General features: G+C 54.6%; 14 protein-coding genes and 1 tRNA gene. 5 read left to right on the top strand and 10 right to left on the bottom strand.

The annotated features are described in order from the left end of the window. Positions 1 to 183 precede the first annotated feature (183 nt). The 5 genes from IE105_RS13590 to IE105_RS13570 all read right to left on the bottom strand — a co-directional run bounded on the left by IE105_RS13590 (position 184) and on the right by IE105_RS13570 (position 5985). A complete protein-coding gene (locus IE105_RS13590; RefSeq protein ID WP_189499357.1) occupies positions 184 to 588 on the bottom strand; it encodes a hypothetical protein in 405 nt (134 codons plus the stop codon). 16 nt (positions 589 to 604) lie between these two features. Then, positions 605 to 1084 (bottom strand): pentapeptide repeat-containing protein, encoded by a 480-nt coding sequence (locus IE105_RS13585; protein WP_189499355.1) that lies wholly within the window; start codon positions 1082 to 1084, stop codon positions 605 to 607. A 126-nt stretch (positions 1085 to 1210) separates the two neighbouring features. Continuing rightward, positions 1211 to 3604: a hypothetical protein gene (locus IE105_RS13580; RefSeq protein ID WP_189499354.1), complete on the bottom strand. Its 2394-nt coding sequence runs from the start codon at positions 3602 to 3604 to the stop codon at positions 1211 to 1213. A 755-nt stretch (positions 3605 to 4359) separates the two neighbouring features. Beyond that, complete coding sequence (locus IE105_RS13575; protein ID WP_189499352.1) at positions 4360 to 5601, bottom strand: tyrosine-type recombinase/integrase; 1242 nt, start codon at positions 5599 to 5601, stop codon at positions 4360 to 4362. A 297-nt stretch (positions 5602 to 5898) separates the two neighbouring features. After that, a tRNA-Leu gene (locus IE105_RS13570) sits at positions 5899 to 5985 on the bottom strand. Between the two features lie 168 nt (positions 5986 to 6153). Here IE105_RS13570 and IE105_RS13565 point away from each other — a divergent pair. Continuing rightward, a complete protein-coding gene (locus tag IE105_RS13565) occupies positions 6154 to 6579 on the top strand; it encodes a hypothetical protein (protein WP_189499350.1) in 426 nt (141 codons plus the stop codon). A 55-nt stretch (positions 6580 to 6634) separates the two neighbouring features. Continuing rightward, the gene (gene lipB, locus IE105_RS13560) at positions 6635 to 7279 is read left to right on the top strand and encodes a lipoyl(octanoyl) transferase LipB (RefSeq protein WP_373299108.1); all 645 of its coding nucleotides are present in this window, start codon (positions 6635 to 6637) and stop codon (positions 7277 to 7279) included. A gap of 57 nt (positions 7280 to 7336) precedes the next feature. On the opposite strand, the gene IE105_RS13555 is transcribed toward lipB, so the two are convergent. Together IE105_RS13555 and IE105_RS13550 are read right to left on the bottom strand one after the other, a co-directional pair. Continuing rightward, positions 7337 to 7834 (bottom strand): DUF805 domain-containing protein, encoded by a 498-nt coding sequence (locus tag IE105_RS13555; protein WP_189499346.1) that lies wholly within the window; start codon positions 7832 to 7834, stop codon positions 7337 to 7339. An 85-nt stretch (positions 7835 to 7919) separates the two neighbouring features. After that, positions 7920 to 8441, bottom strand: a complete 522-nt coding sequence (locus IE105_RS13550) for a DUF805 domain-containing protein (RefSeq protein ID WP_189499344.1) — start codon at positions 8439 to 8441, stop codon at positions 7920 to 7922. A 114-nt stretch (positions 8442 to 8555) separates the two neighbouring features. Here IE105_RS13550 and IE105_RS13545 point away from each other — a divergent pair, with 114 nt between their 5' ends. Next, on the top strand, positions 8556 to 8846 hold the full coding sequence (locus IE105_RS13545) for a hypothetical protein (RefSeq protein ID WP_189499342.1): 291 nt from the start codon (positions 8556 to 8558) through the stop codon (positions 8844 to 8846). Between the two features lie 83 nt (positions 8847 to 8929). Then, positions 8930 to 10102: a quinolinate synthase NadA gene (nadA, locus tag IE105_RS13540; RefSeq protein WP_189499340.1), complete on the top strand. Its 1173-nt coding sequence runs from the start codon at positions 8930 to 8932 to the stop codon at positions 10100 to 10102. Positions 10103 to 10782: 680 nt separating this feature from the next. Here the strand turns inward: nadA and IE105_RS13535 are convergent. Further along, positions 10783 to 11121, bottom strand: a complete 339-nt coding sequence (locus IE105_RS13535; protein ID WP_189499338.1) for a hypothetical protein — start codon at positions 11119 to 11121, stop codon at positions 10783 to 10785. 137 nt (positions 11122 to 11258) lie between these two features. Here IE105_RS13535 and IE105_RS13530 point away from each other — a divergent pair, with 137 nt between their 5' ends. Then, on the top strand, positions 11259 to 12602 hold the full coding sequence (locus tag IE105_RS13530) for a mechanosensitive ion channel family protein (RefSeq protein WP_189499336.1): 1344 nt from the start codon (positions 11259 to 11261) through the stop codon (positions 12600 to 12602). Positions 12603 to 12710: 108 nt separating this feature from the next. Here IE105_RS13530 and IE105_RS13525 read toward each other — a convergent pair whose 3' ends face one another. Both IE105_RS13525 and IE105_RS13520 read right to left on the bottom strand, forming a co-directional pair. Then, entirely contained in the window at positions 12711 to 14438 is a 1728-nt protein-coding gene (locus IE105_RS13525; protein ID WP_189499334.1) for a DUF2207 domain-containing protein, read from the bottom strand. Continuing rightward, a complete protein-coding gene (locus tag IE105_RS13520) occupies positions 14435 to 14989 on the bottom strand; it encodes a LemA family protein (protein ID WP_189499333.1) in 555 nt (184 codons plus the stop codon). The genes IE105_RS13525 and IE105_RS13520 overlap by 4 nt, the downstream gene beginning before the upstream one ends. Positions 14990 to 14991 lie beyond the last annotated feature (2 nt).

Genomic DNA, 14991 nt, shown 5'->3' with positions numbered 1-14991 from the left:
CGGTTGCAATACCGCAAAGCCGTCGCCTAATATCAATCAATAAAGGTGAGCAAAGTCTCTCTTGGCCCAGGCCGAAATCTGTGCCGTTTTATATGACGACGGACATTCCCCAGTACCTATTGCTTGTAAGTTGGCTTCAGATTGAACGGTTAGATATTTCAGTTTTCATTGTTACCAAAGAAATTAAGAAACTTTGCAACTCATCGGCTGAGCAAAACCATATGTTATAATCGTGGCCATCGCTGTTTCCATATTGATCGTTGCGGAAATATCCGACACCGCACCGTCTGTCCCGTTCCAAGGCAAGCCTAAGGCGATGACGGAAAAATAATTTCCTGTCGTGGAAATTGTTTCGGCCTTACCGCTCCAACATCCGGAATACGCGCAGAGGCTTATTTCGCCGAAGGAATCTAAGGTCAATTCCATTGGAGTGTAATCACCAGGAAGAGCCACAGAGCAGTCCTGTCCTTGGCAGGCTATTTCGGCGAATGGGTTGCGACAGGACCATTCTATGGCCGGGGCGGGTGGAGACGTACAACTGATCAGAGAGGCATAGAGCAACATCAGTAATGCAGTTGTCTTGTTCATAGTCTGTCCCTTTGGTTTAGTGAATATCATCAAGCGTATTTCGTTCGTTAAAAACGCAATCGCGATCACGCGCGCGGCCATCGGGTAATGTTGTATTGCAAAGAACAGCCTTATCAAAGGCGCCGTCATCGACGACGGCACTTGTCATGTCTACGTCCGTCAAATCAGCCCCGTCGAGTATGGCGTCCGTCAGAATGGCTTCCGGCATCCATATCCCGGTTAATTTTACGTCCGATAAGACCGCGCCGCGCAGCACAGCTTTCATTAAGCTCGACCGCTCCAAATTTACCCCGTTAAGCACAGCGCCTGTTAAATTTGCATGGCCCACATCGGCGCCTTCCAAATTCGCATTTGTAAGATTAGCCCCGCTCATATCCACGCCGTGTAGATTGGCATGCGAGAGGTCAGCGCCTGAAAGGTCGGCTCCGACGAGATTATGCCGCCTCAAATCGGCAATCGCGAGATCACAGCCGGGACAGTCGAGGCGCTCACCCAATCTGAATTTAGCAAGGTCCGGCGAGTTTTCCTGCGACGCCGCGCATCCAGTAAGTAAGGTTGCGGTGTATAAGACAAGCGCACATCGGCTATGCCAGTTGCGCCCGCTTCTCAAAACGACCCGCACTTACTGTAGAGGCGTGTAGGCGATGGTCTCTCCGCTGGTCTCAGCGGCGGCCATCCCGAGGCATATTCCAGTAGAATCAACTCCTACAAAAATATGTCCGATTCTGGTTCTGACATTCTGAAAAGACTGCGCCGGAATAGACGCAACGGTACCGTCATCCTCTGAATAATTGCTGGGCTGCCCATTACCGTCGATCCAGTAGATGTCCAGCATGTCGTTGGTTTGATTCTCGAACCGTACGTCGACGATCTCGCCCTCGTCAGTTGACGCCACTTGTCCGAAATATTCACAGCCGGGGCCTTCCACACTGTTTGATACGCCATCATTGCCTGATTGATCATCGGTATAGGCATTGGTGTCTACATATCCCGTATCCTCATCAACATAGCTCCCTTGTTCAGAAGAGCCAGTCTGCTGCGGCGCGGCGGCCTTTTGCGGGTTGGCACCGGGGACGACAAGGTCGGGGTCGAAATTAAATTCACCGGAGAAATTAATCCCGTTTCCAATACCCACACATTCGCCGTTATCATCCGTCGCGATGTATAAATAATTCGGCGAGCCATATTCGGTTACGCCAGACGGCCCCGAGGCAATGGTGTGGACCGGTTCGTCTTGCGACGCATAATTGACCTCTTGTCCCTGCGTGTCGATCCAGTAAATATGGATGGTTTTGGATCCTTTATTGAATATCCTGATCTCTTCAGCGACGGCGCTGGGACTTTCGATGGATGAGACAGTTCCCCGATGACTGCAATTGCCATAGAGGAGTTTTGCGCTCGCGGCCCAGCCCGCTTCGAGTGCCGCATTTTCAGCATCTACGCGATCCTCAAATGCCTTTTGTTCTGCGGCTCGTTTGGCGGCCTCAGCAGCAGCCTTTGCTTGTGCTGCTACTTGTGCCTCTTGGGCAGCTTTTGCTGCGGCTTTCGCCCGCGCGGCTTGTTGCGCCGCTTGTTGCGCCGCCGTCGGGGGCTTGGGCTCGTCACCGCAACAAGGCACAGTATAAAAAACAGCCGCTGTGGCAGACTTAAAGTAACCATCCGTATTGATGACATTGCCGCCCTTGCACGAATATGCTTTCACGGGTTCTCTTAAGTTTAATAACAGCAAGGATTTAAGACCAGAATTGCATTTAAAACTCATAATTTTGTTGCGATAAGGAATAGAAAAATCCTTGGGTATTGGACTGTTGTCATTCACACCGCAAAGCTGCTCATATTGGCCTCCAGCATTTGTGCCTGTATAAAATGTGACACAAGTCGGGTCGCCGGTTTCGATGAGGCTATTGCCGCCGCCGCCGGGCCAATCGCTGAACGAGCTTTGATCGGATTCCATAGAGCGCTTTGATCCGGTCATCATATCATCACCGCAATCATTGACTTTAGTCACCTTGAACGGTGTCCCCCGTTCAAGGTAGATCTTGCCGTCTTCGTCTTTGAGTGGTTCCGGTCCACCGACAATGTGATATTCCGGCATGTTATCGCAGCGAAACGGCCATTCATAGCCAGCATATTGGCCGTAAAGCTCGACGCTACCGGCGTCAGACAGCAGCTTACCCAGTTCGTCTCTTCCGAGTTCCGTTAAAACTTTCTTCGCGGCTGATTTGATGGCTTTCTTAGCGCCGGCTTTCAAAGCCTCCTTCGCGACCTGTTTCACGATGACTTTGCCTCCGGCCTTGGCTACGGCTGTGCCGCCGCCTGTCACAGCTGCCATGGCGACATCACCGACAAGTTCGGCCACGGGTTTAACACAATCCCAATTGGACACGGGGTCTATGCCGTCAGGCTGGATGGCAACTTTCAGGGTGAACCAAACCGCACCTGTATCCACCCGTCTGACGCCCTTTTCACCTTCACCTGCCGGGATTATACCGTGGTACAAACACCCCACTTGGTCGAGAGAATAGGTTAGGGGCCAAGCGGTTTTGTTAACGAAGTAAAACCCCGGGCTTTTACCCTGTTTGGTATTACTAACCTTGTCCCATTCGTCGGCAGAAAATATTCGGTAAGACCCGCTAAACGCATTGATTTGAAAGCTACCATATGACGTCGCAGGTGACGCGTGATAGGGAGTAATACTCGTGCTTTCACCGTATTTCCCGATAGCGCCACCAGTGGACCCCGTAATGTCGTCAATCAGGCACACGCCCCGGGATGTTGCCGTCCATGTCTTGCCCGGCGCAACGCTGTAGCTGTCATCGCTACATAACCAGGACACATATTCAACTTTGCCCGAAACGGTGTATTCCGTATTATTGGTCACGCGGGCATTGGGATAGTCGGCATGGGCGGTCTGAGCCCATCCGGCACTCAAGGCTGTTACCGAGATAATGGAGAGCCACTTCGCCGCGTTTTTGCGCGCCTGTGACAGACTCTCAATAAATAATGGCGTTCCCATGATGTTCTCCTTGGCGCATACCAACAAGAGAAAAATTAGGAGAAAATAAAAGATAGGCCATAAAATGCCCTTCAGTAAAGCATACGCTTTTGTTTGGGCGCGAAGCTAGGGTCAGCTCGTTTTATAAGACGCGATTGCCGACATCGCTAACGCAACCGTGACACACCTGTACAAAAATGCAAGTCATCTGGTCGCACCTCCAATGAATGAACCCATTCATTTTCGTTTATGAAAACCCACACCGCCTCTGCGGCCCAGCGGCATAGTCGAAAATTCACCCAGGAATAATCTTGAGACCGGATGATGCCTCCACCTTCGTAGCCAACCCTAATTTCAAAAAATACTCTGAGCAGAGTACGCAATAGGTCGCGAAATCGGGATGTCTGCTTTGCCCCCGAGTTGCCTAAAGTGAGCGGCTTATGATCGCCTCGTGACAGCCGCTGGTAATGTTTGCGATTTCGGCTGTAATTCGCCTCATAGAGGTCGGTCGCTCTGAGTTTTATTCTAGAGATAAAACGATCGATATAATTTCTCCGACACGGGCGGCAAAAGCGAGACTCATATTATTCAGCTCCCGTCGAAAAATTTATCCGTATTTTTGAAACAACAGTGCTGGGTGAGCTAGCGGCTGCTTATCATCATGCGTTGGAGCATCAGCAACGGTCTGTATTGATGATTCATCGAGTTCAGATTTTGAAAGAACAACTCTCTTAAGATCCGCCCCAAAGGGAAATTGAACGATCCGACCAGACTTACTAGCCATTGTGATAGGACATCTCATTTTTTGAGAGTGTGGGATCCTGAAATTCGAACCGGTTGATACAGGCACGATGAGAACGCGAGCGCGTCTCGTTCGCGAGATAGTCTGCCCACTGCTGCATGAGCCCTCTACGGCGCTCCAGCGCGGTCATACGGCGGTAGGCACGTTCCGTCTCGTTGCCGACCGCGTGAGACAAAGCCAGCTCGGCCAGTTCGCGCGAGACACCCGTCTCTCCGCACCAGTCTCGGAAGGTCGAGCGTAGACCATGGGCGGTGGCCTCAGAAAAGCCGACACGCCGTATCGCCATGCGAACAGTGGCGTCCGAGAGCGGCTTTTGACGCAGTCCCGGGAAGAAAAGATTGGTCCAACCATAGACGGGTTGGGCCTGGAGTAGATCAATGGCTTGTGTGGACAGAGGCACGGTATGTTCACGGCCGCGCTTCATCATCTCTCCCGGTATGGTCCAGACTTTGGTATCCCAATCGATCTGATCTCGAGAGGCAAGGCGGGCCTCTCCGTTCCGGGCGGCTGTCAGCATCACGAAGGCCGCACACCGCGGCCCAGAGCGCGACGAGGCCAGTAGGGAACTATACAGCTCAGGCGCCTTATCAAAGGGCACAGCAGTGTTGTGACGGGTTGGAGGTTTCTTTCTGGCTAGGACATGCTCCAGGTTCCCCTTCCACCGGGCAGGGTTGTCACCCTCACGCCAGCCTTTGACAGCCGCATAGTCGAGTATGCTTTCCACCATAGAGCGGAAGTAGCGCGCGGAGTGGTTGATTCGGATCCAGTGGGGACGCAGAGCGGCCTCTACATCCTCGCGCCGGATATCCTTGCAGGCGAGTGGCATCAGAGGCTTGCCATAGCGCTCTAGGAACATGTCCCACTTGTAGTGGGTCTTGGCGGATCGCCAGTCAGAGGACCGCATGGCGATATAGCGCCGGGAGGCCTCTTCGAAGGTCACATTACGCCGGGACACCAGGGCAGAAGAAGGACGGCAGCCTTCCGCCATAGCAGAGCGGCAGGCGCTAGCCCGGTCCCGAGCCTGGGCCAGAGTGACGTCGGAATAGCCGCCAAGACCCAAATCTCGTCGCCGTCCATTGTCTGAGTAGTTGAAGATCCAGCTCTTGGCACCGGATGGTCGGATACGGAGATAGAGCCCAGCGCCGTCACTGTGCCGTCCTGGATCACGCAGGGCCTTGGCCCGGGCGGCGCTTAGCTTGTTCAGCGCGCGGGTCACGCGGGAACCAGAGGTATGATTTTAAAAACGGGGCAACGCATAAGGCCAACAGCCATATCACTGCGCTCCGGGGACCGAAAACCGATCCCCGCCGAATTTGTAACTGAAGAAGAAATGGCCCGCTCTCCGGGCCTACTATTAGGCCTACTTCCGGGCCTACAATTGGTCATACTTTAGCGATGTCATCGCCTGTCACGCCCTGACGCTCTTTGTCCGCTTAACATGGCCAAAGCACTGGTATCATTGGTAAAACAAGTCCACCCCTGACAGCATATGGTCACCGGTGACGGGTCTGCTTGGTGCGGCCGAGAAGACTCGAACTTCCACGGGTGTTACCCCACAGCGACCTCAACGCTGCGCGTCTACCAATTCCGCCACGGCCGCACGCCAAAGCAGAGCGCGCCTATAGCGAGGGGGTAGGGCGTCTGACAAGCGGCTTTTGCGGATGAAATGCGGGTTTATGGGTCCCAGTCGATCTTGGGGCTGGAATTGGCCGTAGCGGCGCACCGTATCAGGCTTGTCAGAGGTGAGCGCGGGGCGTATTTAGGCCTTATGAAACACCTCCTTGCTCTCTCCCTTCTGCCTTTACTCATCGCGTGTAGCGGCGGGTCCGACCGAGACGCCGATATCGCGGACAAAGCGGCCGTGTCGGAAACGAGCCTGCCCAATGTCGCAGATCAAGTAATTGATGACGGCCATACGCTCGGCGAAATGCTCGCGCGCGTTAATAGCCCCGAGACGGCGGAGCAGGTCCGCCCAAAGATTGAAGCGATGGTCGAAGAGTATCGCGCGCTGTTCGTGAAAATGGAAACGATGGAGAGTCCAAGCTTTTCAGAGATGACCGCGATGGCGTCACGCGCCCCGAAACTCATCGATACGCAACAACGGGTTGCGAACGAAATTCAGCGGATTCAGAATGATCACCCCGAAGCGGCAGAGGTGCTCCGCAGCGTTTTGGACGATCTTGACCCACAATAAACCAAACGCCGCGCCCGCGTCTCAGCTCAAGTCTCGGCGCGGGCTGACGGCTCTGCTGACAGATCACCCGGTTGAGTGGCAACGCGCGGCTGATCCTGTGCCTTATGAGGCGGCTCTGCACCAGATGGAAACGCGCGCGGCGGCCATTGCCGCGGGGGAGGCGCAGGAGCAAGTCTGGCTGTTGGAGCACCCGCCGCTCTATACAGCCGGGACAAGCGCCGATCCAGCGGACCTTGTCGACCCGGACCGGTTTGCGGTCTTTAAGGCCGGTCGCGGCGGGCAATATACCTATCATGGTCCCGGCCAGCGTGTGGCTTATCTGATGCTGGATTTGCGGACACGCGGGCGCGATGTGCGCTGCTTTGTGTCGGGCGTCGAACAGGTGGTGATTGAGACTCTGGCCGAGTTAGGCGTGACGGGCGATCGCCGCACAGGCCGGATTGGCGTATGGGTCGACAAGCCCGATGGAACGGAGGCGAAAATCGCCGCCATTGGCATTCGAATTCGCCGCTGGGTGAGCTTTCACGGCCTATCGATCAATGTCGCGCCGGACTTGTCGCACTTTAGCGGGATCGTGCCGTGCGGGATTACAGAACATGGCGTGACGTCGCTGGCGGACTTGGGCGTCAACGCCACGATGGCGGATGTGGACGCCGCACTGGCGCGAAACTTTATCCGCCTGTTCGGACCGATCCATTAAGCAAAGAAAAAACCCGCCGGATGAGGCGGGCTTTGCATTCGTGACGGTAGTTAGTGACTAAGCGGCCGGAACAGGTCCGAACTGGTTGTCGCCCGTGTCTTGCTTGTTGAACATATTGACCAGGAAACCCGTGACGATCGGTGAAATCATCCCGAGAATCGTTGCCGGAATCACATAACCGACCGTTTGTGTGGAGGCTTCAAACGCGTTCATAGCTTCTTGATCACCACTAAGGGCGGCAGAGAAGATATCGCTCAAGCTGATGCCTGTCACCATTCCAAGAATGTACATAACAACCGCTAAAACACCCCAAGACAACAGAATATGCGTCAAGACCATCCAGCCGGATTTTCCGGCATCGTGAGAGCGTTTGATGCCAAGCGCGATAAATATGTAAAATGTCAGAAGACCGACCGCAGATCCGATGGCTCCAAACACAGCACTAACAAGTGTCAGAAGACTAAATACAGCGCCGATAACCGCAATGATAATGATGCCCTTCATATAGGCGCTTGGCCCAATGCGACCGCTTGGCGAAAATAGTAGATTACCCATGAGTCTATCCCTCTTATTGTTTGTTGGGAAAGACTGGCGGAATCCGCGTGAATTGCAAGAAGAATCCCGCGATTTGCCGGGACCCTTAGCGCGGCGGCGGACCGTATCGGTTGTCACCTTTATCCCCCGGAGTCAGGCCAACCCAGAGGGTGAAGCCGACCAGCATGGCACTGATCGTGCCTGTGACGAGGGTGCCAGCGCTCGCCATTTGCTCTTGGTAGCGGGCATTAATCGCCCGCCGGATTTCGGGGTCAATCGTGGCTTGGCGATCATATTGTGAATAGGCGTCGAAATATTCCGCGCCGCCATTGGCCAGCATGATGACCATTAACACCGCTAAAATTGCGGTGATTAACAGGATAATCATCAAGACAGAGCGCCCAAAGTCCTTCAGCCGCTTGCCGTAAACGGCGAACGTTCCACAAAACAACATAGTCATCCAAATTAGAAAGCCCCAGAAATAAAACACGCCCGCCGGATCATTCATAAAAAGTCCCGCCCTGAACGCGACGACAAGGGTCGAAAACACGGCCAGCGTGAGCCAGAAAGTTTTTCGGTCCGTCCGTCCCGAAGGCACGAAAAGATGGTATAGGGCTGTCTTAAACATGGACGGCGTTCTAGCGGGGCAATGCCAGCAGCGCTACTGTTAGGCGCGGCATTTATCCGTGCCTTGACGTCGCGCCTAGCAAAGCACACGACCGTCCTGAAATGGGAGAAACCTATGCGTCTTGTCATCAATATTTTGGCCATTATCGGCTTGTTGATTAGTGTGACGTCACTGATTGAGCTTTATGCTTTGCGCATCAATGAAGGGCCATCGGAAGGCTTTGCGTCTGTCGCAGTGCCGTTTTGGGTGATTATTGGCGCGAGCGCAGCCTGTGTGTTCGGCTTTATCGGACGAATCATAGACCGCCGTAAGCCGATGCCGGCGTCGAAACTCTCGGACATGTCCATTGCCGGCGGGCTGCTCTGCGGCGCTTTGCTACTCGCTGTGCCGTTTGTGTTTGGCTAATGACCTGACAGCAGAGTAGCGCGATGACGTCTTGACCCCTATATCGGGTCAGAGACAGCGTTTGGCGTCACCGAAGGGCAATCATGGGTAAAGAGCTTCTCAATTGGGAAAATGGTCGTTGGATTGGCCAGACGTTGGAGGTCGAAAACGGCGTCTGCGCCGTGCCGGGCAAAGACTTGGATGGATACCCCAAGGACTTGCCTTATACGGACGAAGTTAAAGCCGCGACGGACCATCTGTACGCACAAGTGTCCGATTTCATTCCTGAGTTTGAATGGCCTGCCTACGCGCCGCTCGTGCATGCGATCAATAAACTAAAGGTCGAGAAGAACGCGGTCGTGCTGGCCCATAATTATATGACGCCAGATATTTTCGCGTTGGTCGGCGATTATGTCGGCGACAGCTTGGGCCTCGCCATTGAAGCGACGAAAACCGACGCCGATATCATCATTCAGGGCGGCGTGCATTTCATGGCCGAGACGTCTAAAATTCTCTGCCCTGAAAAACGTGTCTATATTCCGTCAATGCGCGCCGGCTGCTCCCTCGCCAGTTCGATCACAGGCGCGGATATTCAACTCATCAAGCAACGTTATCCCGGCATTCCGGTCGTAACTTACGTGAACACATCCGCCGATGTGAAAGCCGAAAGCGACATTTGCTGTACGAGTTCCAACGCCGTGGCCATCGTCGAACATATCGCCGCCGAATGGGGCGTTGATAAAGTCATCATGCTGCCGGATGAATTCCTCGCCAAAAATGTCGCCCGACAGACGGATGTCGAGATCATCGCATGGCATGGCCGCTGCGAAGTCCATGCGCGGTTCTCGGCCCAAGATGTTCGCGATATGCGCGCCGCCAACCCCGGTGTCGTCGTGCTCGCACATCCGGAATGTCCGCCGGAAGTGGTTGAGGAATCCGATTTTACGGGATCCACAAAAGCTATGAGCGATTATGTCGGGGATCACAGCCCGGGCAAAGTCATCCTGCTGACCGAATGTTCCATGTCCGACAATGTCGCTATGGCCAATCCCACTGTCGACTTCGTCCGCCCCTGCAATCTCTGCCCGCATATGAAACGGATCACGCTGGAAAACCTCTATGAGTGTTTGCGCGACGGGACGAATGAAGTGCTCGTGCCGGAACCGATGCGCGAAAAAGCATATGACGCCGTCATGCGCATGATCAATGTGAAGTTCGATAAAGAGAAGGGCTATTTCGATCCGAACAGCCCGTTCAAAAACGTCAAGGTTATTTGATGACGCGCCAATGTGATCTGGGGGATCACATTGGCGCGCAACCGCGCGCTTCGCGAGCGGCATTGTCCCTCTAAATTTCCTGCCGTGATGGGCCAGAATAAACTCTCCGCGCTATCACCGCAGGCAAACCCCGCCCCCACCACAATCGAAACAACCCCATCCCCGCTTTCCCAAACGCCTGCACTTTAGCCTCACCCGCTTCGGACACGAGAGAGTGCATTGCTCTATGGCTGGCGGGGGTTTGGTGGGCTGGACGGTGGGCGAGGTAATGCGGCGCGCGCGGTTCCATTCGACAAAGCGATTGATGATGGATTGGGGCCTCTGGGGCATAATGGCGAACGCCTGAATGTCAGCGGGACACCCAATTTATCGGTAGAGAGGACCGGACCGAAAGTCCGCCATCCTGTCTCACCGTCCCGGACGTGATGAAGATCTGCCGGGTCACAAGGCTTTGATCGGATGCGCCCCCAAGCGCGCGGGCTCTGCCTTCGTGTAAATCGGTTCTCTATTGCTCTACCCGTCACGGGGGAGCGCCCGCGCTCGTGTCACCTAAAGACACTTTCGCTTATTGCCGACGCCTTGATGCACGGTGGAACGTGAGCGCGTGTTTTGAAATCAGAACCGCTTGCGGTGCTCGCGGTTCCTTAACTTTTGATCCCCCGGATCAAAAATTTGCGTCACTATTTCACCATCCGCTCGACATCATCGTTCATCTTATCCGTCTCCGCCTGTAGATTGCGCTGGATGGCGTCGTGCATTTCGACTTGTGCGCGATCAAAATCTCGTTGGGCTTCGCCTTTGAGGCAGTCGAGATAATAGGCCACTTTCAGGGCAAAGTCTTGCATCTGGGCTTGCCGTGTTGGATCGTTGCGTTGGGGGTAAGGACGGGTTGGGCGCTGACACTCCGTGCTTTTCCATTCGAATTTGGCGCTGGCACTTTCGCGCGTGACCTCGCCGCCAAAGGCGGGCGCGGCGGATCCGATTAAGGTGGCCAACAGGAGAAGGACGAAACGTTTCATAATAAGCTCTTGGTCGCGTGGTGTCAGAGCATTTGAACGTTTTCGGTGGGTTTGACAAATGTCCGAATTCCACAACTTGCGAATTGGGCTAACGCGCGCCATAGCGGCGCCTGAATATCAAGGGGAATGGTCCGATCATGGATTTAGAGATTTTGACAGCACGCGCCCAAGAGTGGCTCGCGCAGCTATGGGTCTGGTTGCAAAACCCGAACTTTTTAGCCCAACTGGCAGCGATTGCCGCGGCCATTGTCTTGGCTCCGATTTTAGCCCGTATTCTGCGCAAACAGGTCCCTGTCTTGCGAAGTGCCCCGGCCGAGGACGCCTCTTTACTGAAAGTCCGTCAGATCATCTTCCGTTCCGGGCAATTTTTACGCGCGGTTGTGTTGGTGGCTTTGTTGGCGTTAGCGGCCACAGCCCTGCGCGGTATGAGCCCATTCGGGGAAGATTGGCTGGTGAAGATCGCACAGAGCCTCGCGACAGTTTTTGTCGTCTATCGCGCGATCAAAGTGTTCCTTGATGACCCGCTCTACCGCAAAATCGCGACGTTTACGCTGGTTCCGCTCGCCCTAATTTTTGTGCTCGGCTATTGGGAAAATTTCACCGGTTTCCTCGGCAATACGACCCTGATTCCGATGGGGTCCAACCCGATCACCGTGTTGACAATCGCCAAACTGGCTGTGTTTGGCACCCTGTTTTTCTGGCTCGGATCGCTCGGGAATAAGCGTGGACAGACGGCTATTCGGGCGCAGAAAAGCCTCGACATTGGTGTGCGTGAAATTCTCGCCAAACTATTCCAAATTATCCTGTTCGTTGTCATCGCTTTCTTGGTTATCAATACGGCGGGTATTCCGACCTCCGGTCTCGTCGTTGTCTTCTCCGCCTTATCATTGGGGATCGGGCTGGGGTTACAGCCGATCGCCGCAAATTTCGTGTCAGGCTTAATCATTCTGCTCGACCGTTCGGTCAAAGTCGGTGACTTTGTCATGCTGGAAGGCGGCGTATTTGGTCGGATTAAATCGATCAATATGCGGTCCACCACGGTTTCAACGGCTGACGGTAAAGACATTATCGTGCCGAATACAGATTTCACCGAGAACTCTTATGAGAACTGGACCCATGATAGTCCGCTACAACGGTACGAGGTCGATTTCGGCGTGTCATATGATACGGATTTGGACGCGCTCGTTCCGCTCATCCGCGATGCGGTGCTGGCCCATGAAGACGTGCTCGACGAACCGGACCTGCCCAGCGTTGAATTCCGCAGCTTTGGCGACAGCTCGATCAATATGTGTGTCGAGTTTTGGTGCGAAGGCGTCGACGATGGCCCGAACAAATTCTCTTCCGACGTCGGTTTCATCATCTGGCGCACGCTCAAAGCCAACAATATCGAAATCCCATTCCCACAAAGGGTTGTCCACGAAGCGCCGAAGGTGCGGGTGGCTGAGGCGCCTAAGGTGAAGCGGAAGACGGTGAAGAGTTAGGAGTCAATTACGTCAGTTCGGACGATATAAGCGTTTCTGGCATCATTGCGTTCTTGAGCGTGTGCCTGTGGAGTAGGATATTAAAATACGCGGCTCGGATTGGTAACCCTACCAGCCCCCGCCACCACCCCCGCCTCCGCCGCCACCAGAAAATCCCCCCCCGCCAGACCCGGAACTAAAGCCGCTGCCACTGGATTGGCTCACGGGGGCGGAGGCTGCGACGCCGGCGGTCAAGGTTTTGCTGAGGGATTTGCTGAAATTAACGGGGCTGCCGCCCGCTCTCAACGCATTGCCGTGTGCGTAGCTGGGGCGGTACTCTTTGGCCGCAATCGGCATCGAGCTTTCAAACTGTTTGGTCCACGGTTTTTCAACGCCGAGCGCCATCGCATAAGGCAGGAAACGCTCATACAGCTCAACCGTCATCGCGGGCGGGCGTTCACTCAGTGGGTCTGCCGTATTGAGGCGCTTTTCTTCCGCTGTCTCGAGGTAGAGTTTGAACCCGTCGATTTCGGAACTGATTTGCGCGCCGTAACGGGTCGGGGCGGGCAGGAGGAACACAAACACGCCATTGATGACGACCAAAGCGATGAACAGCCCCAGCACAGGTAGGCTGTTTTTCGCGACGGGGGACAGAATGACGATCAGGGCGAGAATGATCGAGACGACAAAGCCCAATGCTGCCCAACCCAGGTTGTGGCGATAATATTCCGGCCCGTATTTTTTGGCGATGGTTTGATGAAATTTCGCAATGGCCGTGTGGAAGGCCGTGTCTGTGTCACCGTCGAGAACCAGTGTGTCGCCGCGACCCGACAGGAGCAATTTGACCAACATTTGCGCATCCTTGCCCTCTATCGGGGCGTCAAGTCTGCGAATGGTTGTGACTTTTTTATCGGCCTGAATATCCAAGGCACCTTGACCGCCGAGTTGCATTAACAGGGCGGAGAACGCGTCCATGCCTCTAAAGCCTTTGTGATGGATATAATGAACCGCGGCCGGACTATAACTTTGTCCGGAGACCTCTTGGGGTGGCTCGTAACGGGCAAAGACGGGCGGTTTTTGCGGGTCCCGACCGACACGCGACCATTGACGCCAATAGAACAACAAGAGCGCAAGCCCGCCGCCACTGAGCATGAATAGCGCGCCAAAGCGGATCCAGAAAAGCTCTCGTTTTCGTTCTGCGCTCATCGGGGCGATAACCCCGGGCGCGATGGAGGCGGAAACCGTGAGACCGGCTTTGCGGGAGAGCGGCTGGGTCGTCGTGAAAATCGCGGTTCCAGCTGAAACGGTTATATCGGCGGTGCTAGCTTTGCTGTTAAATTCGCCCGTATAAACGTCCGTGTCCGTGAATGTCGCGCCGTCAGGGAACCGCACCGTGGCGCGGACCGCATCGATGGGGAAGTCCCAATAAGACCCCGTCGCGTTCCAATATAGCTCGTCGCGGTCACCATGTCGGTGAATGGCATTTTCGACGCGATAACGAATGACATATTGATGGGGGCCAGGATCGAGAAAGACGTCTGCTTGGCCAATGCGCCAGACAAGGGCATTGCCGTTGCGAGTGATCGAAACGTCATCTTTGCGGGCATCACGTTCGATGCTGATCAGGTCATAGTTCAGGTTTTGGGACACGCCCATAAACGTATAGCGGGCGGGGAGTTCGCGAAAGATACCGCGTTGGATGGCGTCGCCCGTGCTGATGACGTCGATGGTTTCCGTAATGACGATATCGCCTGAGGTCTCGACCTCGATATCGACGTCGAAATTCGTAATCCGTTCCTGCGCAAACGAAACCCCGACCCATACCAGCGACAAGAGTAGCCCGAGAAGGAGCCTCATGTGTCGAACGTGATGATTGGCGCGGCAGCGTCTGCCTCACTGATTTCGAAATAAGGCTTTTTCGTAAATCCGAATGGCCTCGCGATCAAATTGGACGGGACAGTCTCGACCGCTGTATTGAGCTCTCGAACCGCACCATTATAAAACCGCCGGGCCATTTCGATTGTGTCCTCCGTGTCTGACAGATCATTTTGCAGATCGAGGAAGTTTTCATTGGCTTTCAGCTCGGGATAATCTTCCGCGAGCGCAAATAGCCGGGATGTTCCGCGCGATACGGCCCCTTCGGCAGAGCCGCGCGCGTCAATGTCGTCGCCTGCGCTCAAGGCTGCGTTGCGGGCGCGGATAACATCATCAAAGATGCCGCGTTCATGCGCCGCATAGCCCTTAACCGTCTCTACCAAACGCGGGATCAAGTCCGCGCGGCGCTTGAGCTGCACCGCAATATCAGACCACCCATTGTTCGCCATCTGTCGAAGCCCGACGAGTTTGTTGAAAAGCAACACGCCCCAGATGATGAGGACGAGACCAAGGATCAGAGCAATTACCAGCATAA

The organism is Algimonas arctica (assembly GCF_014652695.1).
GTDB classification, from domain to species: domain Bacteria; phylum Pseudomonadota; class Alphaproteobacteria; order Caulobacterales; family Maricaulaceae; genus Litorimonas; species Litorimonas arctica.
Note: the sequence above shows the minus strand (reverse complement) of the source record. Positions and strands in the feature narration are given on the sequence as shown.

Coding starts and splice junctions, on each gene's coding strand:
- IE105_RS13590 (WP_189499357.1), bottom strand. CDS start 588: ATGAACAAGACAACTGCATTACTGATGTTGCTCTATGCCTCTCTGATC.
- IE105_RS13580 (WP_189499354.1), bottom strand. CDS start 3,604: ATGGGAACGCCATTATTTATTGAGAGTCTGTCACAGGCGCGCAAAAAC.
- IE105_RS13565 (WP_189499350.1), top strand. CDS start 6,154: ATGAAACACCTCCTTGCTCTCTCCCTTCTGCCTTTACTCATCGCGTGT.
- IE105_RS13555 (WP_189499346.1), bottom strand. CDS start 7,834: ATGGGTAATCTACTATTTTCGCCAAGCGGTCGCATTGGGCCAAGCGCC.
- IE105_RS13550 (WP_189499344.1), bottom strand. CDS start 8,441: ATGTTTAAGACAGCCCTATACCATCTTTTCGTGCCTTCGGGACGGACG.
- IE105_RS13545 (WP_189499342.1), top strand. CDS start 8,556: ATGCGTCTTGTCATCAATATTTTGGCCATTATCGGCTTGTTGATTAGT.
- nadA (WP_189499340.1), top strand. CDS start 8,930: ATGGGTAAAGAGCTTCTCAATTGGGAAAATGGTCGTTGGATTGGCCAG.
- IE105_RS13535 (WP_189499338.1), bottom strand. CDS start 11,121: ATGAAACGTTTCGTCCTTCTCCTGTTGGCCACCTTAATCGGATCCGCC.
- IE105_RS13530 (WP_189499336.1), top strand. CDS start 11,259: ATGGATTTAGAGATTTTGACAGCACGCGCCCAAGAGTGGCTCGCGCAG.
- IE105_RS13525 (WP_189499334.1), bottom strand. CDS start 14,438: ATGAGGCTCCTTCTCGGGCTACTCTTGTCGCTGGTATGGGTCGGGGTT.
- IE105_RS13520 (WP_189499333.1), bottom strand. CDS start 14,989: ATGCTGGTAATTGCTCTGATCCTTGGTCTCGTCCTCATCATCTGGGGC.